Source organism: Shewanella morhuae (genome assembly GCF_003028295.1).
Lineage (GTDB): Bacteria > Pseudomonadota > Gammaproteobacteria > Enterobacterales > Shewanellaceae > Shewanella > Shewanella morhuae.
In genome coordinates, this window is sequence record NZ_PYSG01000002.1 from 2821638 (window position 1) to 2842484 (window position 20847).

Below are 20847 nucleotides of genomic sequence, written 5' to 3' on the forward strand. Positions count from 1 at the left end.
TGCTTATTGGTGATGATTTACGTTGCTCGCTCAATAGCGATATTAAGTGCATAGATATATTAAGAACATTTGGCTACTGCCACATGACTAAAATCGCGGCAATAGCGATTAATGCTAACCCGAACATATCTTTGATCTTCACGTTATCCTTTAACCAAAAGGTCGCAATCAACAGCATAAAGAAAATTTCAACTTGGCCTAAGGTTTTTACGTAGGGCACCGCCTGCAGCGACATTGCACTAAACCAGCCGATAGACCCAAAGCAACTGGCAATACTCGTGAGCAAGGTCAGCTTAGGCCGCTGCCATAAAGCCGTCAGCGTAGACTGATCTCGCATTAATAAATAAATCACTAAAACCAGCGTCTGTAGGCTTATCACAAACAGCAATACCCAAGCTGCACTATGGGGAAACCCCACATTCAAACACAGGCTCGCTTCTCGCACCCAAAGTGATGTCAACGCAAATGAAGTGCCACATGCTAAACCAATCAGCACTGTATTAAGCGATAAGCTACGTAAGCCTTGTTTGGCGCTCATCAGAAAAATAGCCATTCCGCCAAGTAATACACCTAACCAGCCTAATAGCGATAAATGGGTACCAAAGAATAAAGTACCTAAAATCGCCGCAACCACCGCCTCACTCTTGGCCAGCCCAGCGCCAACGGCAAAGTTCTGTAGCTTAAACAGCTTTACCATTAAGCCCGTCGCAATGATTTGCATTGCCGATGCACCAAGGATAAAACCGATAAAACGATCGCTAAAATCGGGGATACCCATATCCTGCCACAGGTATAACCCCGCCAGATAAGCTGCGGCAATCGGCCCAGCCCAAATAAAACGCGCTAAGGTCACGCCAGCAACGTTCACCTCTTTACTCAACTGGCTTTGAAACGCATTGCGCCAAGCTTGCATAAACGCCGCCAGCAGCGTTAATAAAATCCACATCAAGGTAATCCGTAAGAGGTCGTCGACTGTAAAAGCGAGGGAATGTTAAAGCCCATCATAAAACATTCATGTTTACGATAGCTACGCAGCAATAACAAATGCACTATTTCACTGTAAAAACAAAGCCCCGACAAATCGAGGCTTTGATATTAAACAATAGTGTTAAAAATTATTTGCTAGTATCGATAGGCTCAAAAGATTTAACCAAATCATCGATTGCTTTCATTTGCTTGAGATAATTTTCTAACTGATGCAAAGGTAAAGCACATGGGCCGTCGCACTTAGCATTATCAGGATCGGGATGTGCTTCAATAAACAAGCCCGCTAAACCTAACGCCATGCCACTGCGCGCTAATTCGGTAGCTTGCGCACGACGTCCGCCAGCAGAATCAGCACGGCCACCAGGACGTTGCAGCGCATGGGTCGCATCGAAAATAACTGGATAGCCAGATTGCTTCATCTCGTCCATACCGAGCATATCAACTACTAGGTTGTTATAACCAAAGCTTGAGCCGCGTTCACACAGAATAATTTCGTCGTTACCCGCTTCATTAAACTTAGTGATGATGTGGCGCATTTCGTGCGGCGCTAAAAACTGCGGTTTTTTCACATTGATAATGGCACCGGTTTTTGCCATAGCAACAACCAAATCAGTTTGACGGGCTAAAAATGCAGGCAACTGAATAATATCAACTACTTCAGCCACTAGCGCACACTGATGCACTTCATGCACGTCGGTGATCAACGGTAAGTTAAAGGTCTTTTTGATTTCTTCAAAAATTTTCAAACCTTCTTCCATGCCTGGGCCACGGTAAGAGTTGATTGAAGAGCGATTTGCTTTATCAAAGGAGGCCTTAAACACATAAGGGATCCCCAGTTTTTGGGTCACTTCAGCGTAGGTTTCAGCAATCGACATAGCAAGATCGCGAGACTCAAGCACGTTCATGCCACCAAACAACACGAAAGGTTTATCGTTAGCAATCTCGATTGAACCTAGGTTTATGATTTTATTACTCATCGCAACTTCTCTCTAAAATGCTGGAATCGTTCCCAGCGGTGAACTGAATATAAGGCTAAGACGGCTATGCCGCAACTACCTGTAACAGCTGGCCACAGAGCCATGCCATGTAAGTTCCTAATGCATAACCCAATACGGCTAATAACACGCCCACGGGCGCTAGAGCTGGGTGGAATGCTGCAGCTACTACAGGCGCCGAAGCAGCGCCGCCTACGTTAGCTTGACTGCCAACGGCCATATAAAATAGCGGCGCTTTAATTAACTTAGCCACCAATAACATAAAGCCTGCGTGCACGAGCATCCACACAATACCAATTAAAAAGTACAAGGGCGTGTCGAGCACTTTACTCACATCCATATGCAGACCAATGGTTGCCACTAAAATATACAAAAATGCTGAGGCGACTTTCGATGCCCCTGCAGCCTCTAGATGGCGCACTGGACTGAATGACATTGCTAAACCAATGGTAGTAACAATCACCACTAACCAGAAAAACTTAGAGGTTAAACTGTAATCTTCGGTCCAGGGGTAATTAACTTCAAAAAATGGCCCGAGAAAGTCTGCCGCCATATGGGCAATACCAGTAATACCAAAACCCACGGCCACAATTAGCATCAAATCACGTAGAGTAGGAATACGCGCGTTTTCAGCGTGATACTTTTCAACTTTATCTTTTAACGCTTCAATCGCTGTGGTATCCGCGCCTGTTTTAGCATCAATTTCTTTCGCTTTTGAAGCCATAAATAGCAACACGGCCATCCAAATGTTGGCAACAATTACATCGACAGTCACCATCACAGAGAAAATATTGCCACCGACTCCATAAATTTCTTTCATTGCTGCTTGGTTAGCGCCGCCGCCGATCCAGCTACCCGCTAGAGTTGTCATACCGCGCCATACTGCATCGGGGCCATCAACACCAATCAAAGAGGGTTCAATAATTGATACCAATAACAAGGCAATTGGGCCACCAATAACGATACCGACAGTGCCGGTTAAAAACATAATCAAGGCTTTAGGACCGAGGCTTAAAATAGCTTTAAAATCAACACTGAGTATCAATAAGACTAAACAAGCAGGCAGTAAATAACGCGATGCTACAAAATACAACTGCGAGGTATTACCGTCAATGATGCCAAAAGTATTCAATAACGAAGGTAAGAAATAACATAATAAAAGGGCAGGAATAAAACGATAGAACTTTTTCCAAAATGGATGACTGCTACTACTGGTATAAAATACAAAACCTAAAATAGCCGCGAGTATCCCTAACGCCGTGGCATCATTCGTCACTAAAACCGTACTTGTCATGCTAATTTCTCCCTGTTGATACAGTTATTATTTTATTTATATTAGAGACTTAACCTTAAGTCTTTGAGCCAAATTCTTTGTTGGCTCAGTGTTTTTTGTTGATTGAGTATTGCGGTGTGTAGATAAAAGAGCCCCGAAAGGCTCTGCTTTAATGATAAATTTCGGCGTGCTCGTTAAGTTCTTTAAGCTGCATTTTAACGATTTCAATCACTGGATCATGCGGGCTATTATCGACAAAATGTTGTAAATCGGCCGCCGCCACACTAATGCAGCCCAACTGCTGGGCGATAAATGCGCGTTCGCGATTTAAATGCACATCGTCGCTATGCCATTGCAGTAGTAGACTACAACATTCCATCGCCGCCTCAAATTGGTGCGATACAATGCAACCGGCTTTAAGTTCATGCAGCATACGCGTCAGTAACTTTTTCACCGTAGCGGGCTTTAAATAGCTTTGCTTAAGCAAAGCGGCATTACCCAACTCGCCGCGTACTAACACATGTAACTGGTGACGAGTCAGCTCTTTACCCGTTAAAGGGTCAAGATAACTCACTTCTCCGGCAACCTTGCAACGTAGCACCGTATTACCAGGTAGCAATATGGGTTCAAACTCAAGGTCTAGCTGTTTAGCCAATAACATCAACACGGTTGCCAACGTGGTGCTATTACCTTGGCGACTAATCAAACAAGTGCCTAAATCTGCTGCCTCAGTGCTAAAGTAGTTATCACGAACGCAAAAGCCTAAGTCGTTATAAAACCAATGCAACAGCGCATTAAAGCGCTGTTGTTGATCAACTAAATAATGACTTAATACCGCTCCCGCCATTTCAAACCAAGCAAATCTAGCCGCTTCCAGTTTAGAAAATCCAAGGTGCGCACCTATATCCAATGCCGACTCGGGCAATGAAATGCCATCTTGCAGAGTGTAGTTACTCATTAACCCAATAATACCGCTTGTTTAAAATGAGCCAATTTAGCCGCATAAACCAACCAACCAATAGCACCCAAAAAGGCGAAGACTTTGAACAGTTTGTTTCTATTTGATTTTATTGCGATCACACCTAAGGCAATATAGGCGACAACGGCACCGATTTTTTCGGTTAACCAAGGGTCAACAAAAGGAAATTGTTGGATCATAAAACACAAGGTTAAGCCCGACAGCAGTAGAAAAGTGTCAATCACATGAGGGGCGATTTTAATCACTTTTTTATTCATTACCTCAGACTGACGTAAATGCAGCACAAAACGGACAGTAAAAAAGAGGACGCTTACGGCAATCAAGGTTAAATGCAGATGCTTAATAGCAGGATATAGACTGTAAAAAGTTTCCATTGCGATACTTATGGCCAGTGACAAAGGCGCTAGTTTACCCTAATCCGTTACGGCATACCAATGCCTATCAACCCAGAATAACAGCGTAAACAGCATAAAAAACCAAATGGGAAATAACGATGAATTTAACCTTAATTAATGATGAATCAACCGAGTTCGCCGATGCAGTAAAACAAAAAATCGTTGAATTCAACCAAGCTCAATGGCAAGGACTTTGCCGTAAAAACCTCGGGCTCAAATTACAAAATGTAGAGGGCGAACTACTAGCCGGTATTAGCGGCAAAACTTTCGGCAACTGGTTTTTAATCGATTACCTGTGGGTTGATGACAGCCTAAGGCAGCAAAAAATCGGCACTCGTTTATTGTTAGCGGCAGAAAGCCAAGCAAAGGAACGTGGCTGCCAATTTGTATTACTCGATACTCTAGATTTTCAAGCCAAGCCCTTTTACGAGCGTCACGGCTATAAAGTGCAATGGATACAACAAGCCTACCCAGAAACCGGCAGCAAATTTTTTATGGTGAAAGCGTTGTGATGTTTAAGGCTTGCGATCGTCACCTTAACATCAGCTTAAGGAGACTCTTTAGAAAACAAAAACGCCATTGGCGATAACCAATGGCGTTCAATAAATCGATATAACTTGGCAAACAATTTAACGTACGCAATAGTGGCTTATTCAGCCCATTTGCCCATAGTGCATCTGTCGTTACTGCCAAAGTCTCGCACTGTGGCAACATTCTCGTAGCCCAGTTCGATAAGTTTTGCTCTGAGACGTACCGCCTGCTCAAAACCATGTTCGAGTAAGATATAACCGTTAGGTTTTAAATAATCTCGGGCGGTGTTGGCAATATAGTAAAGATCGGCAAAGCCTTCCTCGGCGGCGGTTAACGCGCTTTGGGGTTCAAAACGCACGTCACCTTGGTGTAAGTGTTCATCGGCTTCGTCAATATAGGGCGGGTTTGAAACGATTAAATCAAAATCCCGCGATTTCACCGCGCTAAACCAATCACTTTGCAGAATTTCAACCTGCGGTAACTTTAAGTTTTCGCGGTTTGCGATAGCCAAAGCGACGGCATCGTCAACTTTATCAACGGCGGTGATTTCCCATGATTCACGCTCAGATGCCAACGCCAGCGCAATGGCTCCGGTGCCAGTACCTAAGTCGAGCACTTTAGCATAGGTAGAAAGCGGCATATTCAATGCGGTTTCTACTAAAATTTCGGTGTCAGGCCGCGGGATCAACGTGGTGTCATTAACGATAAATGGCAAAGACCAAAATTCACGCTCGCCAACAATATGCGCCACTGGTACACCTTTCTGGCGTTTTAGCACCATCTGTTGAAAGCGTTTCCACTGCTCAACGGTTAGGGACTTTTCAGGCCAAGTGTATAAATAACTGCGGCTTTTATTGAGGCAATACAGCAACAAAACCTCTGCATCCAGATGAGCGGATTCAGAGGTTGCGACTAACTGTACATAAGCCCATTGCAGGGCTTCGGCAATACTAGATTGATCTGACAAAGTTACCTCTGTTCGCCAGCCAGAGCGGCTAGCTGGTCGGCTTGATGTTCTTGCATCAGCGGCAATATGATAGCATCGAGGTCGCCTTCCATCACTTCGTTTAAGCGATATAGGGTTAAGTTGATGCGATGTTCACTCACGCGACCTTGCGGAAAGTTGTAAGTACGCACACGTTCGGAGCGATCGCCACTGGCAACCAGACTACGACGGGTCGATTCTTCGGCGCTACGACGCTTTTCGTCTTCAATTGCTTGAATACGAGCGGCCAATACACTCATGGCTTGAGCACGGTTTTTGTGTTGCGAACGCTGATCTTGGCATTCCACCACAAGCCCTGTCGGAATATGGGTAATACGAATGGCTGAATCCGTTTTGTTAACGTGCTGACCACCCGCGCCCGATGAGCGGAACGTATCCACTTTTAGATCGGCAGGGTTGATTGAAATCGCTTCAGCTTCAGGCACTTCATGTAATACTACAACGGTTACCGCTGAGGTATGTACACGGCCTTGGGATTCGGTTTCAGGTACTCGTTGTACGCGGTGGCCGCCTGACTCGAATTTGAGTTTACCGTAAACGCCATCACCACTGACTTTCATAATGACTTCTTTAAAGCCACCATGTTCGCCTTCGTTGCTGCTCATTATCTCAACTTGCCAGCGATTGGCTTCGGCATAACGGCTATACATGCGGAATAAGTCACCGGCGAAAATCGCCGCTTCGTCGCCACCAGCACCAGCACGAATTTCAACGAACGCATTTTTATCGTCGTCGGGGTCTTTTGGCAGTAATAGAATTTGCAGCTCACCTTCTAGATGCTCGAGTTTAGCCTTAGCGGCTTTCATCTCTTCCTGCGCCATTTCGCGCATTTCAGCATCGTCTTCTTCCAGCATTTCTTTCGCTGAATCAAGGTCGGCTTGTGCTTGCTGATAGGCTTTAAAGCCTGCAACCACATCTTCTAATTGAGCATATTCTTTTGATAATGCACGAAACCTGTCTTGATCAACAATGACGCTAGCGTCACCCAGCAAAGCCATGACTTCTTCATTACGCTCGAGCAAGCCTTCCAGCTTGCGGATAACGGATTCATTCATTTAACTCGCGAACCTTAGTGTTTATCTATTCCAAGCGCTGATCTTAACTGACCGAGAGTATTCAAATCGCCCTGACGACTGGCAGCCGTAAGGGCCTGTGTCGGTGCGTGGATAAGTTTATTAGTCAGGCGATTGGCTAGTTCAATCAATACCTGTTCAGCATCAGAACCCTGGGCTAGTTTATTCAGGGCCCGCTCCACTAACTCATCTTTTACCGCCATGCTGTGGCTGCGATACTCGCGAATACTATCGACCGACTCTAAAGAACGGATCCAATCCATAAACAAAAAAGATTGTTCTTCAGTAATTACTTCAGCTTGCTCGGCGGCTTCTTTTCGAGAAGCCATATTCTGTTCAATAATGCTATGCAGGTCGTCCACTGTATACAGATATGCATCGTCCAAATCAGCAACTTCCGCCTCAATATCACGGGGAACTGCTATATCAACCAATAACATAGGTTGATGACGACGCTGCTTTAGCGCTTTTTCGACCATGCCCTTACCTAAGATAGGCAGTGGGCTGGCGGTAGAGGATATCACGATATCGGCTTTGGGGAGATAATCTGGTATCTGCGCCAGTGTAATTGCTGTGGCGCCAAACTCCTCACACATGGCTTGGGCACGTTCAAGTGTACGGTTTGCCACCACCATGGAGGCTACGCCGTTGTCTTTAAGATGCTTAGCAACCAGTTCGATGGTCTCACCGGCACCAATTAATAACACTTTGGTGGTCGATATCGACGAGAAAATATGTTTCGCCATACTCACGGCGGCAAAAGCGACAGAAACAGCAGCTGCGCCAATTTCAGTATCAGTGCGGACTTTTTTGGCAACCGAAAAAGTATTTTGGAAAAGTCTATCTATGGTTAAAGCAACCGTACCGGCTTCTTTCGCCTTAACGAACGCTTGCTTTACTTGGCCAAGAATTTGCGGCTCACCTAAAATTAGCGAATCGAGCCCCGATGCCACGCGCATCAAATGCCTTACCGCATCTTGACCGTGGTAATTATACAGGCAAGGCGCCACATCCTCATGGTCTAAGCCATGATATTCTTCAAGCCAAGCAATGATGTCAGCCTCATCACCGTTGTTGCAATACAACTCAGTGCGATTACAGGTAGAGACAATTACGGCTTCACCCGAGCGCGTACGACTCGCCAGACTCTTCATGGCATCATGAATTTTGTCCGGAGAGAAGGCAACTTTCTCACGCAGGTCTACCGTGGCTGTTTTGTGGTTTATACCAATTGCTACAAGGCTCATCTGACTCTTTCTAGATTCTTGGCGACGCTCTTAATAAGGCTATTCTACTTAATTGGCCCAACTAAAAACAGAATACGCTTAACAAAACCGAATAAAGGTCTAACTTCTTACCTAAATTTCCTATTAATGATAGGTAAGACAGGATTTGTCCCGAAGGAGTAAATCGAAGTGACCGCCGATGGAAATTTTACGTTTGGCATTGGTATTATTGCCAAGCACTCGTATCATAAGGACTTTGGTATATCAGTCATAGATGAATAATTTGAAGCGTCTCACAAAATCCATTTTCTCTTGCCTCGTCTTGAGCAGCTTACTGTTTTTAGGCGCTTGCCAAATCTTGCCGCCTACAGATGATTTACAGCCGATTAGCGTAATAGATGCGCGCCAAGCCAAAGCTTGGGAATTACAGGGTAAATTGGCCATAAAAACCCCTGATGATAAGCTCAGCGCCAATATCTACTGGCGCCATAGCGAAGAGAGTGACGCACTCACGCTTACCACTATGCTGGGTACAACTGTGTTGACGCTTAACTCAACCCCGAACTCAGCCCATTTGCATATCGATGGTAAAGATTTTAGCGACGATAACGCCCAGCGTTTACTCAAGCGCGTTAGTGGCTGGTCAATTCCGTTAGCCGATTTACCACTATGGATCACCGGCCAAGTTGGCCCAAATGATCAGGTCATCGAAAGCGACAATCAAGGCAAACCTAAACTACTGACCAATACTCAAACCCCACCACCTTGGCTAGTCACATTTTTAAGCTGGCAATCCCAAAGTGGCGCCAATGTTCCCTACCAATTAAAGCTGGATCGCGGCGACTTACAACTCAAACTACAACTTAATCAATGGCAAGCGCTTGGCAAGCCCGAGATAATTGCTGGAGAACAGCCTTAACATGTCCGCTATTATTTCCCGCAACTGGCCTGCACCAGCCAAACTTAACTTATTTTTACACGTTAATGGCCGCCGCAACGACGGCTATCACGAACTACAAACGCTGTTTCAGTTTATCGATTGCTGCGACATGCTCGATTTTTGCGTCACTGACACTGACGAATTGGTGTTGCATTCGAATATGTCGGCTGTTGTCGCTGATAACGATAACTTAATTCTGCGAGCCGCAAAATCATTACAGCAAGCCACCGGCTTTAAAGGTGGCGCTGAAATCTGGTTAGATAAACGCCTGCCTATGGGTGGCGGCTTAGGTGGCGGCTCATCAGATGCGGCGACGACTTTGGTGGCATTAAACAAACTCTGGAACACCCAATTATCAACTGAAAAACTGGCTGAAATCGGCCTTAAGCTAGGAGCCGATATTCCTGTTTTTATTCATGGTTTCGCCGCTTTTGCTGAAGGTGTGGGCGAGCGTTTACATGCAGTAAATCCAAATGAACTTTGGTATGTCATTATTACCCCCGATGCCCACGTTTCTACTGCCGACGTGTTTAAAGATCCACTTTTACCGCGCGATACACCTAAATTAGCCATTGATACCTTAATGAGCCAACCTTGGGTAAATGATTGTCAAAAACTGGTCGTTTCTAAATACCCTCAAGTTGCCAAGGCATTAGGCTGGCTGCTAGAATACGCGCCGTCGCGAATGACAGGAACAGGCGCATGCGTGTTCGGGGAATTCACACAACAGCAACAAGCTCTCGCAGCTTTGGCGAAATTACCGTCTGATATGCAAGGGTTTGTTGCAAAAGGGATGAATCGTTCGCCGCTCATGGTGCGATTGAGTCACCCGTAAACTACTTTCTTCTAGCGTAACCTTTTATACGATAATGCCTCGGGTTTCTCCCGTCCCACATCGTCGTTACGCTAGCCACTAAAATATAAAGCAAACGCCTGAGGTTTATACAGTGCCCGACATCAAGCTCTTTGCTGGGAACGCCACCCCCAGTCTCGCTAGAAAGATAGCCGATCGTCTATTTTGCAAACTCGGAGACGCAGTGGTTGGTCGTTTCAGCGATGGTGAAATCAGTGTCCAAATTAACGAAAATGTACGTGGTGCCGATGTGTTCATCATCCAATCTACTTGCGCGCCGACAAACGACAACCTGATGGAACTCATCGTTATGGTTGACGCGCTGCGCCGTGCATCTGCAGGCCGTATTACCGCAGTGATTCCTTACTTTGGTTATGCTCGTCAAGACCGTCGTGTTCGTAGTGCACGTGTACCTATTACCGCTAAAGTTGTTGCCGATTTCTTGTCTAGCGTGGGTGTTGACCGCGTTTTGACCTGTGACCTGCACGCTGAGCAAATCCAAGGCTTCTTTGATGTTCCCGTTGATAACGTATTTGGTAGCCCAGTGCTGCTAGAAGATATGTTGGCGAAGAACTTAGATAACCCTGTGGTTGTTTCTCCTGATATCGGTGGTGTTGTTCGCGCTCGCGCAGTAGCAAAACTATTGGATGATTCTGATCTAGCCATTATTGATAAACGTCGCCCACAGGCAAACGTTGCTCAAGTTATGCATATCATTGGTGATGTTCAAGGCCGTGACTGCATTATCGTTGACGATATGATCGACACAGGTGGCACTCTGTGTAAAGCGGCTGAAGCCTTGAAAGAACATGGTGCGAACCGCGTATTTGCCTACGCAACTCACCCTGTATTCTCAGGTAATGCGGCTGAAAATATCGCTAACTCTGTGATTGATGAAGTGATTGTTACTGACACTGTCCCTTTAAGCCCTGAAATGCTGAAAGTGGCTAAAGTGACACAGTTGACTATGTCAGCAGTACTGGCAGAGGCAATTCGTCGCGTGAGTAACGAAGAGTCAATCTCTGCGATGTTCCGTCACTAATCAGTTATAGACTGATCTGGGGTATTTCAATACAGCGAATTAGTGGGCTATATTGCTATAATCTATGACACATAAAAATGCACTCTGATGAGTGCGTTTTTGTTACTGTTATTTATGCGCATCATTTTTTTAGGGAAACCAATTTTTGTGTGAGCCGCTTTTGATACCCGTCGTTTGGAACATGAGATTTTAAAGTTACTCACTGCACGGAATAAAAACTCCGCCAGCGCTTTGAGATCATCCGAGGCATTCGCAGCAGCGACATGTGATGACTCCTCAGCAATATCCCTAATCACTACCACGTTCTTATTCACCTCGGCAGCGACCATACTTTGCTCTTCAATCGCCGCGGCAATTTGAGTGCTCATATCCATAATATTACGCATGTCTGTATTGATACGTTTCAATAATGTCCCCGCACTCGCAGCTTGCTCTGCGCTCTCTTCGCCTTGTTTTTGGCTCGATGCCATTAACTGCACAATCAAACGGGTACGGGACTGCAGCGTGAACTTGATCTATTGTAATTAACTTAATCTGACCAATTCGAAACTCAACACAAGGAAGCAACTATGAGTAACCGCAATTTAACTACAACTAGCCTATTTATTTCGATGCTTTATTTAAGCCTGATAGCGAATGTGTTCGCAGTGCAAAACATCGATAAAAAACTCAGTATTAGCAACGATATTCAATTTAAAATCAACGTCCAACGTGGGGATGTAGCCATTCAAACTTGGGATAAAAGCGAGGTGAGCGTTAGCGGTACACTGGATGAACTGAGCGAAGGGTTTGTATTTGAGCAACAGGGAAATACGCTTAATTTCGAAGACAAAATGCCCCGCCACTATAATAGCAGTACTAACACTGGTTCGCAGCTCACCATTAAAGTGCCAAAGACAGTAAAACTCAGTGCTGACACCGTCTCCGCCAACCTGCAATTAACTGATATAAAAGGTGAACTCAAATTAAGCACTGTGAGTGGTAATATCAATGCTAACCAACTGAGTGGTAATACTGAGCTACACACTATCTCAGGTGATATCACCACTACAGCCATCAACGGTAATAACAAGTTGAAAACCGTATCGGGGACTATTCAAGATACCGATAGTCAAGGTGAAATTAATTATTATCTCGTGAGCGGCGATTTAAATAGTCAATCTCGAGCCGAAAAAGTCACGATTGAACAGGTTTCAGGCGAAGTTACCGCAAACTTGAATACCGCCAAAGAAATCATCCTAAAAACGGTCAGTGGCGACGTGCAAGTCTCACTGACCAAAAACGTCAGCACCGTCAATTTAGACAGCATCAGTGGTGATATCATGCTGACGTTTGCTGATATACCCGATGCTAGCTTTGATTTAAATGGCGGTCCTAGCGGAAAAATCAGCAATGCGTTAACTCAAGATGAACCTAAAAAACAAAAATATGCACCACGTGCAAAGCTTGTATTCCAAACTGGCTCAGGTGCTGCCAAGGTAAAAATAAATACCATCAGTGGTGAGCTAACATTAAAAAAGCAGTAATCACTCACCCTTTTAGCATACACAAAAATGCCGCCGCGAGTCGCACTCGGGCGGCATTGTTATATCAAGTGGGTCAATCCAAACTCGAAATAAACTCTGCGTTTCTACAGGTTATTTACCTAAATTTAGGTGGTTAAACTGACGCGATTTCTTCAGCGGTCAAATATCGCCATTCGCCTAATGCAAGTGCGCGATCTAACTCTATGTTCCCAATACTTTCACGGTGCAAACCTGCCACATGATTCCCCACAGCAGCAAACATACGCTTCACTTGATGGTACTTACCTTCGGTGATAGTTAAGCGCACTAATTGCGGTTCAATAATCTCCAATAGCGCAGGCTTTGTTAAGCCATCTTCACCGCGTAACTCAACACCGGCAGCAAATAGTGCAATTAAGCTAGTATCAATCGGATCAGCCAGTTGCACTAAATAACGTTTGGCGCACTCTTTTTTCGGCGAGGTGACTTTGTGTGACCACTGACCGTCAGTCGTAATCAACACCAGTCCAGTGGTATCAGCATCTAAACGGCCGGCAATGTGCAAGGTTTCAGGCTTTGGTACATCAAGTAAACTCAATACCGAAGGATAAGTCTCATCAATCGTTGAGCAAATCGTATCGACTGGTTTGTTAAGCATCAAATAACGCACGCCCACTAATGCTATCCGTTCCCCCTCAAGGCAAACATGCATAGCTTCACTCACTTTAAAGCCCGAATCTTTAACAACCACACCATCGCAAGTAATGTCACCGCGATGCAGGGCTTTTTTCGCTAATGAGCGAGTTAGTGAGGTACTCTCACAGATAAATTTGTCTAAACGCACGTTAATACTCAACTTCAATAAAGAAAACTGCCATATTATGAGGCCGACCACTTCAAAGGGCAAAGAATTGCGACTAGGCAGTGATGCTATTGCTACATGTCCCTTAAAAATTGATCGCTATCGCACAGAGAAAGATGACATGACGGAATACCAAAAAATGATCGCGGGCCAAGAATATGATTGCTTTGCCAGCGAACTATTGAGTGTAAGAGCGCAGCAGCAACAGCTCAATCGGCAATTAAATCAAACTATCGAGCAAGATAATCAAGATTTCACTCAACTCTGCCAACAACTCATTCCTCATAAATCGTCAGCAGCGACGATATCTACACCTATTTTTATCAGCTACGGCCTTAACCTCACCCTTGCCGATAAAGTGTTTATCAATGTAAATGTCACCTTGCAAGATAATGCGCCCATTGTGATTGGTGAACAGACCATGGTTGGCCCCAACGCCCAGTTTTATACTTCGTGTCATCCACTCGATGCTAAGCTGCGTTGCTCAGGTTTAGAAACCGCAAAAGCCATTAACGTGGGCAAGCGTGTATGGATTGGTGGCGGAGCAATCATAATGCCAGGAGTCAGTATTGGTGATGATGCGATTATCGGTGCTGGCGCTGTAGTGACAAAAAATGTCGCCGCGAAGAGTGTCGAGGTAGGTAATCCTGCCAAGCCAATTAAGCAGCTGAGCTAAGCGAGTTTAAAATATTGTGCTAAACATTCGCCAATCCTAAATAACTTGCATATGTTAGTGTTGCCGAGAATGATTTCAACCTTGTCATTGGTAACCTTTAGTTACATATGACTCAGGTGAATCGCATGATATAAAGAGTAATGATCTTGTTTCAATTTACACTAAAGCATTAACATACATTCCATTGCGCCTGAAGCAATCCCATCTTTGCCAAAATAACAGCCCCCATAATGGGCACAATAATAAACTCGAAGGAAACAACATGAGAAAAGTACTTATTGGGGGACTGTGTGCCTCACTCATCGCAGGTCTAACTGCCTGTAATGATAAGCCTGCCGAAGTCAAAGCTCCCGAAACGACTAAAACAGCCACCGCTGCTGCAGTGACGCAAGCATTAGGTTCTGGTATTGAATTTGCTAATTTTGACAAATCCATTCGTCCGCAGGATGACTTTTATCAATATGTTAACGGCGCTTGGTTGAAGAAAACCGAAATCCCAGCCGACCGCACCAGCATTGGCGCCTTCTACGATTTACGTGAAAAATCCCGTGACGATGTAAAAGCTATCATCGAGGAAGTCGCAGCAACGCCAAATCTGGCCGCAGGCACTGATGAGCAAAAAGTAGCTGATTTGTATCGCTCATTCATGGATACCGAGACACTCAACAAGCTGGGTGTTACGCCCATTCAAAGTGAATTCGATGCCATTAATGCCTTAAAAGATAAAAATGAATTAGTGGCATACTTCGCCCATAGCCAAATTGCTGGTGCTGGTACGCCAATAGCGTTTTATATCGATATCGATGCCAAAAACTCTAGCCGTTATGCGACGCATTTATACCAATATGGCTTAAGCTTGCCAGAAAAAGATTACTACTTTAATGACTCAGAGCGCTTCGTTAATATCCGTAAAGCGTTCGTTGCCCACATCGAAAACATGTTTACTCTAGCAGGGCTGGCCGAACCCAAAGCCAGCGCTGAGGCTATTTTAGCGTTAGAAACCGCCATTGCCGCTAAGCATTGGGATGTGGTGGAAAACCGCGACAGCACTAAAACCTATAACCTGTACCAAGTAAAAGATTTACCAACATTGGCACCGGATATCGACTGGACAGTTTACTTAACTACGCTTGGCGCTGATAAACAAACCGATATTATTATTAACCAACCTAGTTATATCCAAGGCTTAAACGAAGTGCTAAAAGCAACCGACTTAGCCACGTGGAAAACCTACATGCAGTGGCAAGTATTAACGCATGCGGCGAATAACCTAAGTGAAGCGCTGGACAACGAAAACTTCGCCTTCTTCTCTAAAACCTTAAACGGTCAAGAAGAACAAGAGCCGCGCTGGAAGCGTGGTGTAGCAACCGTTAACGGTATCCTTGGCGAAGTCGTCGGTAAGGTGTACGTCAAACGTCACTTTACGCCAGAAGCGAAAGAACGCATGCAAGCACTGGTTGAAAACCTTCGCGGCGCTTATGGCGATAGCATCAAAGATTTAGCTTGGATGAGTGACAGCACTAAAGTGGCTGCCGCCGATAAGTTAGCCAAATTCAATCCAAAAATCGGTTATCCGAACAAATGGGAAGATTACAGCAAACTAACCATCAAAGCTGACGATTTAGCCGGTAACGCTATGCGTGCCAGCGAAGTTGAACATGCTAAATCATTAGCCAAACTGGGCGCGCCAATCGACAAAGACGAATGGCACATGACCCCACAAACGGTTAACGCTTACTACAACCCAACCATGAACGAAATCGTATTCCCTGCCGCTATTTTGCAACCACCATTCTTCAACTTAGCGGCTGATGATGCCGTCAACTATGGCGGTATTGGTGCGGTTATTGGCCACGAAATGGGCCACGGTTTTGACGACCAAGGTGCCAAGTTTGATGGCGAAGGTAATATGCGTGACTGGTGGACTGAGCAAGACCTAAAAGAGTTCTCTGCCCGCGGCCAAGCGCTAATAGCCCAGTACGATGGTTACTATGTGTTTGATGATTTACACGTCAACGGTGGATTAACCTTAGGCGAAAACATTGGTGACTTATCCGGTGTGACTATCGCCTACCGCGCATATAAGAAGTCACTCGATGGTAAAGAAGCGCCAGTGATAGATGGTTTAACGGGCGATCAACGCTTTTTCATTGGTTTCACTCAAATTTGGCGTGCAAAAGCCAAAGAAGAAGCCATGCGTAACCGCGTAGCAACCGATCCACACTCACCTGCAGAGTTCCGTGCTCTGGGCGCTTTATCTAACATGCCTGAGTTTTACAGCACATATGAAGTCAAACCTGGTGATGCTATGTATATTGCACCAGAAAAACGTGTAAAAATTTGGTAAACCAAATTTACATGGCCACTCGGCAATAAGTCTGCCGAGCCACAACAATGGCGCTTCCTATCACAGGTGGCGCCATTTTTATTTGGCTAAACCATAGCGTAATGAATGTAAAACCCAGCATAAGATGAACAACTCTTAACGGTTGATTCAGCTTTAATTAAGTAATAGTGGCCTATGGTGAATACGTGTTCGGTATCACTCACGCATAAGGAAGTAGGCCGCATGACTAAGTTATTTCGTACTTTTTTTATTTTTCTACTGTTATTATCGAGCCGTACTGGTGTAGCCAACACTCTGGATATCAGCGACGGTAAAACAGAACGTGGCAATTACAGTGCAAGACAGGCACAAAGCCATGACCTACAAGGTCTATATGCTCTTAGCAGCCAAGCTTTTGATGAACCTCGCCAAGCTTCAAGTAACTTATCCGTGTTACATCAACAAGCCTACGACGCACAGGCTGAACTGGCTCAATTGCTCACCAAAATTGCCCAGCGCTCTCCAACGCAAGTGATTATTCCTCCGGTAAAAAGCTACCAAAGAGCCGCCGATAAAGTGGCGACAAAATTTAACGGCGACGCCAGTCAAATTACCGACCTTGCAAGGGCCAGTATTGTGGCAGGCAGCATTCAAGATTTAATGCAGGTTTACCAAATCTTAAACGAGCAAACTCAAGTGGTGAAACAAAAAAACCGCTTTGCTGAGCCTAAGACGTCAGGCTATCGTGATCTCAATTTACTGGTGCGTTTACCTCAATCAGGCATGATTGCTGAAGTGCAATTACACCTACAGGATATTGCCAATATCAAAAATGGCCCAGAGCACAAAGTATATGAAAAAGTACAGATGATTGAAGCCAATGCTTATAAACAAAAAAGATCACTGAGTGAATTTGAATTGGCGCAGATTGCCCAATTACGCCAAGAATCACATAAGTTGTACCACAAAGCATGGCTTAACTATAAACGGGTCGATGAAGCCAGTTTATTAAAAACCTCAGCCGCTTAAACTCTGCCCCTTTCACTCTTGCGCTAGTATTCTGAAAAGGTGCTGGCGCTTTTTTATGTTTTACAACGCTAAAAGTCAGTTTAAAAACATTATGCACAAATGCACTCTCTCGCATCGAACAGCTGTTTGAGTATATAATCCCGCGCCATAGCCCTATCAGCAGGAAACGCCATGCACGACATCATCGAGCAACTCCAAGAACGCAGCGAAACTGTGCCTGTGCCACTCGAATTACCCACATTTGAGCAACTCGTCGAGGTCGAAGAGCAAATCCTGATTTCATTGCCGCGGGAGCTAAAGGAATACCTGTTGTATGCCAGCGATGTGATTTTCGGCGCAATAGAGCCAGTGACTGCATCCGATCCTTACTCCCACACTTATCTGCCCGAAGTGACTTGCTATGCTTGGTCCATCGGCATGCCAAGGGAGATGATTGCCATTTGTCAGCAGGGCGATGCCTTTTACTGTATCGACCAAGATGGCCAAGTGCATTTCTGGAAAAATGGCGGCTTTACTGATATCTATTGGGAGTCGTTCTGGGAATGGGTTGAAGAAATCTGGTTGAAGATCAAATACTAATTTTACTTTTATTGCATTGAGAACAATATTATGTCGAAAAACATTGGCTTGAACGCCATCGAAATGAGCTACTTACGCCAATCACTGAGCTTAAGTGCGGCTCAAGTTGGCACGCTCACTAATCATAGTGAAGCCGATGTATTAGCCTGGGAAAGTGGCGAACAAGCGGCACCAGAGCTAGCACAAAACAAACTACTCGATATTGATGACATCATCGAGATGCAAGTGCTCAACACCTGCGATGGCATTGAAGAGTTATTTAAAAAAGAACCTAAGCGTCACTTAGCTTTCGTGGTGTACTCCACTCAAGCGACTTATACGCAATACAACCCCGAATTTTTAAGTTCATTACCTTTTACTGAGCTGTACAACACCGCAGCTTGGCGTATCAAGAAAGAGTGTAAATTGGTCTTAGAAGTCGATGTGAGCTTAGTAGCGCTGGACGTAGAAGCTTATAAAGCCTTCCGTGAACCAACCAAAATGAGCGAAAGCCGCGAAAGCCGTGCTAAATGGGCCGCAACGCAGCTTTAATCTAGACCTATATGACACTAAAAAAGCAGCTATCATGCTGCTTTTTTAGTTAACTGATTATGATAAAGCCCAAATACTATTAGGTTCTCCAGAATAAGCTCGCTGATGAACCTTGTTAGCGCTGACATAAAAACATACGGCAAAAAATAACGCCGTAATATCGACTACTCCTAAATGACTCCCCACATTAGCAGTTGATTTTATTTGCATCAGTAATGGGAATATTAAGGTACTCATGGGTATTAAGGCACAACTTAATGCTAATAACTTAAGAAGATGAATTGCAGCCAATGCAGGTTGGCGGAAAAAACTATAAATAATAGCGCCAAAAAATACCACGTAGTAACAAGCCAGATAATAACTATTGGGCTGATGAGTTATAAGATAAAGCCATTTAGTCAATAAGATAGCTAAACTTACACCTAACATTGAGCCCAAACAAACACCGATCGTCAGTGACGCCATAAAACATGTCGAGGCTTGCTGTGCAGCTTGCTTTTTACGACGTTTTTCTAGCCAGAGTAAATTGCCACTATAGAACAAGAACGCCCCTAATAAACCAAAGGCGAAATACAGCCAGCGACCAAAGTTGCCCGCATAATTACCAAAGTGCAAAGCAAATAAACTGTTTACAATAGGACCATAAACTCCCTCACTGGCTTGGTTTAGTGTGTTAAATTGCACCGCAAATGTGTAGGGGTTTAGATAAATAAAATCGCTATAACCACCGCGCATTATCTGTCCGTCAGTTTTTACCTCGACAGCGAGCGCTGGATTTTTAGTCGAAAGGTTCGAAAATGCCATAGAAACAATTTGATAGCCATGTGTCATCGTGCTCAGTTGCTGTCGATACGTTTCCATTGAAGGAAGTTCAGTAACTGAATATTCAACGTTTGAACTCGCAGGTCGTTCAAACAAAGGTTTATCACCATAAACAACCCCCAATCCAGCATAAAAAAAGTCGTGAAATGCAAAAACAATCACAGACCACGCGATGATAAGATGAAATGGCAAGCTGATGATGCCAACAAGATTATGGCTGTCTAGCCAAAAGCGGCTGCTCCCCTTATTTTGTCTAAGTGCAAACAGGTTTTTGACTAAAGTGGGTAGCAAGATAATGACACCGGATACTAACGCCAAAAAATACAAAATGGCTGCCACACCCAAAATAATCACACCCAAATCTTCATGGCCTACTTTACCGATAATACCAGCGGTACGATGCAGTTGATCAATCAACGTACCTAACTCATTAGTGCTACTCATTTGAGTAGTTATCTCGCCACTCTCAGTCAAGCTTGCATGACGCAATTGGTCATCTAATCGAAAACCACGACCACCACCATGTTCGTACCACTTCATCGGCGATTGGTTTTCATCAAAACTAATAATAAAACCATCTCTAGCTTTATCAAATTGGCCCATAGCCTGCGTGACTAATTCATCTAATTGATCACTGGACACCTGAGCTAAATGCTGATTGGACGGTATTGCCCATTGTGTAATTTGCGGTTTGAACATAGTCAATGCACCAGCATAAAAAGCAATAAACAGTAGTAACCCTGTTAATATTCCTGTCCATGTATGGATAGATTGATAAGTACGAAGAATATCTGCGCGAATTTTCATAACAACGTCCATAACCCTATGAAAATAAGATAAATAACAATATTAGCCAAAGTTAAGCGATATAAGGCCGTGGTTGCGGTTTTAAATAAAAAGCTCAGTGAAACAACGGATAACCAAATGAAACTAATCAACCACATATTGAGTTGAACCTTCATTGGTGCATCAATTCCTCCAGGGCCAAACCACGCAAACACTCCCACCACCCCGTAAGCAAAAGTTAACCCTAACACGCCTGCAATAAGACTTTTGCGCCACCAATGGGGTTGAATTTTTTCAGCTTCGGTTAAGCGCTTCATGACTGCGTACCTCTATGTTTAATAAGCGTAAGCAAGGGTATGCAAATCAACAATAACAAGACATTGAAAATCCATGTAAATAGTGCTGATAACAGGCTTAAATGCTGCGACCAA

General features: G+C 44.5%; 21 protein-coding genes and 1 pseudogene. 10 read left to right on the forward strand and 12 right to left on the reverse strand.

Features of this window, described 5'->3' with window-relative positions:
- Positions 1-73 precede the first annotated feature (73 nt).
- The 5 genes from C9I43_RS12805 to C9I43_RS12825 form a co-directional block, all read right to left on the reverse strand.
- Positions 74-946, reverse strand: coding sequence for an EamA family transporter (locus tag C9I43_RS12805; RefSeq protein ID WP_107883691.1), 873 nt, complete (start codon positions 944-946; stop codon positions 74-76).
- 169 nt (positions 947-1115) lie between these two features.
- Positions 1116-1964, reverse strand: coding sequence for a 3-deoxy-8-phosphooctulonate synthase (gene kdsA / locus C9I43_RS12810; RefSeq protein WP_107883692.1), 849 nt, complete (start codon positions 1962-1964; stop codon positions 1116-1118).
- Positions 1965-2028: 64 nt separating this feature from the next.
- Positions 2029-3276: a DUF819 family protein gene (locus C9I43_RS12815; RefSeq protein WP_107883693.1), complete on the reverse strand. Its 1248-nt coding sequence runs from the start codon at positions 3274-3276 to the stop codon at positions 2029-2031.
- 148 nt (positions 3277-3424) lie between these two features.
- Positions 3425-4213: a SirB1 family protein gene (locus C9I43_RS12820; RefSeq protein WP_076497841.1), complete on the reverse strand. Its 789-nt coding sequence runs from the start codon at positions 4211-4213 to the stop codon at positions 3425-3427.
- Complete coding sequence (locus C9I43_RS12825) at positions 4213-4608, reverse strand: SirB2 family protein (protein WP_076497843.1); 396 nt, start codon at positions 4606-4608, stop codon at positions 4213-4215. The genes C9I43_RS12820 and C9I43_RS12825 overlap by 1 nt, the downstream gene beginning before the upstream one ends.
- Before the next feature lie 119 nt (positions 4609-4727).
- Here C9I43_RS12825 and C9I43_RS12830 point away from each other — a divergent pair, with 119 nt between their 5' ends.
- Positions 4728-5141 carry a GNAT family N-acetyltransferase gene (locus C9I43_RS12830; protein ID WP_107883694.1) on the forward strand — a complete coding sequence of 138 codons (414 nt, stop codon included), beginning with the start codon at positions 4728-4730 and terminating at the stop codon, positions 5139-5141.
- Between the two features lie 137 nt (positions 5142-5278).
- On the opposite strand, the gene prmC is transcribed toward C9I43_RS12830, so the two are convergent.
- Genes prmC through hemA form a run of 3 tightly spaced genes read right to left on the reverse strand, consistent with a single transcriptional unit; the run spans position 5279 to position 8486 of the window.
- Positions 5279-6127, reverse strand: coding sequence for a peptide chain release factor N(5)-glutamine methyltransferase (gene prmC / locus C9I43_RS12835; protein WP_076497846.1), 849 nt, complete (start codon positions 6125-6127; stop codon positions 5279-5281).
- Positions 6128-6129: 2 nt separating this feature from the next.
- The gene (gene prfA / locus C9I43_RS12840; protein ID WP_076497847.1) at positions 6130-7221 is read right to left on the reverse strand and encodes a peptide chain release factor 1; all 1092 of its coding nucleotides are present in this window, start codon (positions 7219-7221) and stop codon (positions 6130-6132) included.
- A gap of 14 nt (positions 7222-7235) precedes the next feature.
- A complete protein-coding gene (gene hemA, locus C9I43_RS12845; RefSeq protein ID WP_076497849.1) occupies positions 7236-8486 on the reverse strand; it encodes a glutamyl-tRNA reductase in 1251 nt (416 codons plus the stop codon).
- A 253-nt stretch (positions 8487-8739) separates the two neighbouring features.
- On the opposite strand from hemA, the gene lolB reads away from it, so the two are divergent.
- From lolB to C9I43_RS12860, 3 genes are all read left to right on the forward strand, one after another.
- The gene (lolB, locus tag C9I43_RS12850) at positions 8740-9384 is read left to right on the forward strand and encodes a lipoprotein insertase outer membrane protein LolB (RefSeq protein WP_107883695.1); all 645 of its coding nucleotides are present in this window, start codon (positions 8740-8742) and stop codon (positions 9382-9384) included.
- Between the two features lies 1 nt (position 9385).
- Positions 9386-10240, forward strand: coding sequence for a 4-(cytidine 5'-diphospho)-2-C-methyl-D-erythritol kinase (gene ispE / locus C9I43_RS12855; RefSeq protein WP_076497853.1), 855 nt, complete (start codon positions 9386-9388; stop codon positions 10238-10240).
- A 112-nt stretch (positions 10241-10352) separates the two neighbouring features.
- A complete protein-coding gene (locus C9I43_RS12860) occupies positions 10353-11300 on the forward strand; it encodes a ribose-phosphate pyrophosphokinase (RefSeq protein ID WP_076497855.1) in 948 nt (315 codons plus the stop codon).
- A 185-nt stretch (positions 11301-11485) separates the two neighbouring features.
- Here the strand turns inward: C9I43_RS12860 and C9I43_RS12865 are convergent.
- Positions 11486-11806 (reverse strand): annotated as a pseudogene (locus C9I43_RS12865) (methyl-accepting chemotaxis protein); the annotation flags it as partial.
- A 63-nt stretch (positions 11807-11869) separates the two neighbouring features.
- Between C9I43_RS12865 and C9I43_RS12870 the strand changes: the two are divergent.
- Positions 11870-12826, forward strand: a complete 957-nt coding sequence (locus C9I43_RS12870; protein ID WP_107883696.1) for a DUF4097 family beta strand repeat-containing protein — start codon at positions 11870-11872, stop codon at positions 12824-12826.
- Between the two features lie 133 nt (positions 12827-12959).
- Here C9I43_RS12870 and rsuA read toward each other — a convergent pair whose 3' ends face one another.
- Entirely contained in the window at positions 12960-13712 is a 753-nt protein-coding gene (gene rsuA, locus C9I43_RS12875; protein WP_076497859.1) for a 16S rRNA pseudouridine(516) synthase RsuA, read from the reverse strand.
- Between the two features lie 76 nt (positions 13713-13788).
- On the opposite strand from rsuA, the gene C9I43_RS12880 reads away from it, so the two are divergent.
- From C9I43_RS12880 to C9I43_RS12900, 5 genes are all read left to right on the forward strand, one after another.
- Positions 13789-14343 carry a sugar O-acetyltransferase gene (locus tag C9I43_RS12880; protein WP_107884162.1) on the forward strand — a complete coding sequence of 185 codons (555 nt, stop codon included), beginning with the start codon at positions 13789-13791 and terminating at the stop codon, positions 14341-14343.
- 262 nt (positions 14344-14605) lie between these two features.
- Complete coding sequence (locus C9I43_RS12885) at positions 14606-16690, forward strand: M13 family metallopeptidase (protein WP_107883697.1); 2085 nt, start codon at positions 14606-14608, stop codon at positions 16688-16690.
- A 222-nt stretch (positions 16691-16912) separates the two neighbouring features.
- Positions 16913-17698 (forward strand): RelA/SpoT domain-containing protein, encoded by a 786-nt coding sequence (locus C9I43_RS12890; RefSeq protein WP_107883698.1) that lies wholly within the window; start codon positions 16913-16915, stop codon positions 17696-17698.
- Between the two features lie 171 nt (positions 17699-17869).
- Positions 17870-18277 (forward strand): SMI1/KNR4 family protein, encoded by a 408-nt coding sequence (locus C9I43_RS12895; RefSeq protein ID WP_076497866.1) that lies wholly within the window; start codon positions 17870-17872, stop codon positions 18275-18277.
- Between the two features lie 30 nt (positions 18278-18307).
- Entirely contained in the window at positions 18308-18808 is a 501-nt protein-coding gene (locus C9I43_RS12900; RefSeq protein ID WP_107883699.1) for a DUF4447 family protein, read from the forward strand.
- A gap of 57 nt (positions 18809-18865) precedes the next feature.
- Here the strand turns inward: C9I43_RS12900 and C9I43_RS12905 are convergent, their stop codons facing one another.
- Both C9I43_RS12905 and C9I43_RS12910 read right to left on the reverse strand, forming a co-directional pair.
- On the reverse strand, positions 18866-20437 hold the full coding sequence (locus C9I43_RS12905) for a PepSY-associated TM helix domain-containing protein (protein WP_107883700.1): 1572 nt from the start codon (positions 20435-20437) through the stop codon (positions 18866-18868).
- Positions 20434-20733 carry a hypothetical protein gene (locus C9I43_RS12910; protein ID WP_076497872.1) on the reverse strand — a complete coding sequence of 100 codons (300 nt, stop codon included), beginning with the start codon at positions 20731-20733 and terminating at the stop codon, positions 20434-20436. The genes C9I43_RS12905 and C9I43_RS12910 overlap by 4 nt, the downstream gene beginning before the upstream one ends.
- Positions 20734-20847: the final 114 nt, after the last annotated feature.

What these genes read in the sequence shown, in the direction of transcription:
- C9I43_RS12805 (WP_107883691.1), bottom strand. Translation starts at nt 946, where the DNA reads ATGTGGATTTTATTAACGCTGCTGGCGGCGTTTATGCAAGCTTGGCGC.
- kdsA (WP_107883692.1), bottom strand. Translation starts at nt 1,964, where the DNA reads ATGAGTAATAAAATCATAAACCTAGGTTCAATCGAGATTGCTAACGAT.
- C9I43_RS12815 (WP_107883693.1), bottom strand. Translation starts at nt 3,276, where the DNA reads ATGACAAGTACGGTTTTAGTGACGAATGATGCCACGGCGTTAGGGATA.
- C9I43_RS12820 (WP_076497841.1), bottom strand. Translation starts at nt 4,213, where the DNA reads ATGAGTAACTACACTCTGCAAGATGGCATTTCATTGCCCGAGTCGGCA.
- C9I43_RS12825 (WP_076497843.1), bottom strand. Translation starts at nt 4,608, where the DNA reads ATGGAAACTTTTTACAGTCTATATCCTGCTATTAAGCATCTGCATTTA.
- C9I43_RS12830 (WP_107883694.1), top strand. Translation starts at nt 4,728, where the DNA reads ATGAATTTAACCTTAATTAATGATGAATCAACCGAGTTCGCCGATGCA.
- prfA (WP_076497847.1), bottom strand. Translation starts at nt 7,221, where the DNA reads ATGAATGAATCCGTTATCCGCAAGCTGGAAGGCTTGCTCGAGCGTAAT.
- hemA (WP_076497849.1), bottom strand. Translation starts at nt 8,486, where the DNA reads ATGAGCCTTGTAGCAATTGGTATAAACCACAAAACAGCCACGGTAGAC.
- lolB (WP_107883695.1), top strand. Translation starts at nt 8,740, where the DNA reads ATGAATAATTTGAAGCGTCTCACAAAATCCATTTTCTCTTGCCTCGTC.
- ispE (WP_076497853.1), top strand. Translation starts at nt 9,386, where the DNA reads ATGTCCGCTATTATTTCCCGCAACTGGCCTGCACCAGCCAAACTTAAC.
- C9I43_RS12870 (WP_107883696.1), top strand. Translation starts at nt 11,870, where the DNA reads ATGAGTAACCGCAATTTAACTACAACTAGCCTATTTATTTCGATGCTT.
- C9I43_RS12880 (WP_107884162.1), top strand. Translation starts at nt 13,789, where the DNA reads ATGACGGAATACCAAAAAATGATCGCGGGCCAAGAATATGATTGCTTT.
- C9I43_RS12885 (WP_107883697.1), top strand. Translation starts at nt 14,606, where the DNA reads ATGAGAAAAGTACTTATTGGGGGACTGTGTGCCTCACTCATCGCAGGT.
- C9I43_RS12890 (WP_107883698.1), top strand. Translation starts at nt 16,913, where the DNA reads ATGACTAAGTTATTTCGTACTTTTTTTATTTTTCTACTGTTATTATCG.
- C9I43_RS12895 (WP_076497866.1), top strand. Translation starts at nt 17,870, where the DNA reads ATGCACGACATCATCGAGCAACTCCAAGAACGCAGCGAAACTGTGCCT.
- C9I43_RS12900 (WP_107883699.1), top strand. Translation starts at nt 18,308, where the DNA reads ATGTCGAAAAACATTGGCTTGAACGCCATCGAAATGAGCTACTTACGC.
- C9I43_RS12905 (WP_107883700.1), bottom strand. Translation starts at nt 20,437, where the DNA reads ATGAAAATTCGCGCAGATATTCTTCGTACTTATCAATCTATCCATACA.
- C9I43_RS12910 (WP_076497872.1), bottom strand. Translation starts at nt 20,733, where the DNA reads ATGAAGCGCTTAACCGAAGCTGAAAAAATTCAACCCCATTGGTGGCGC.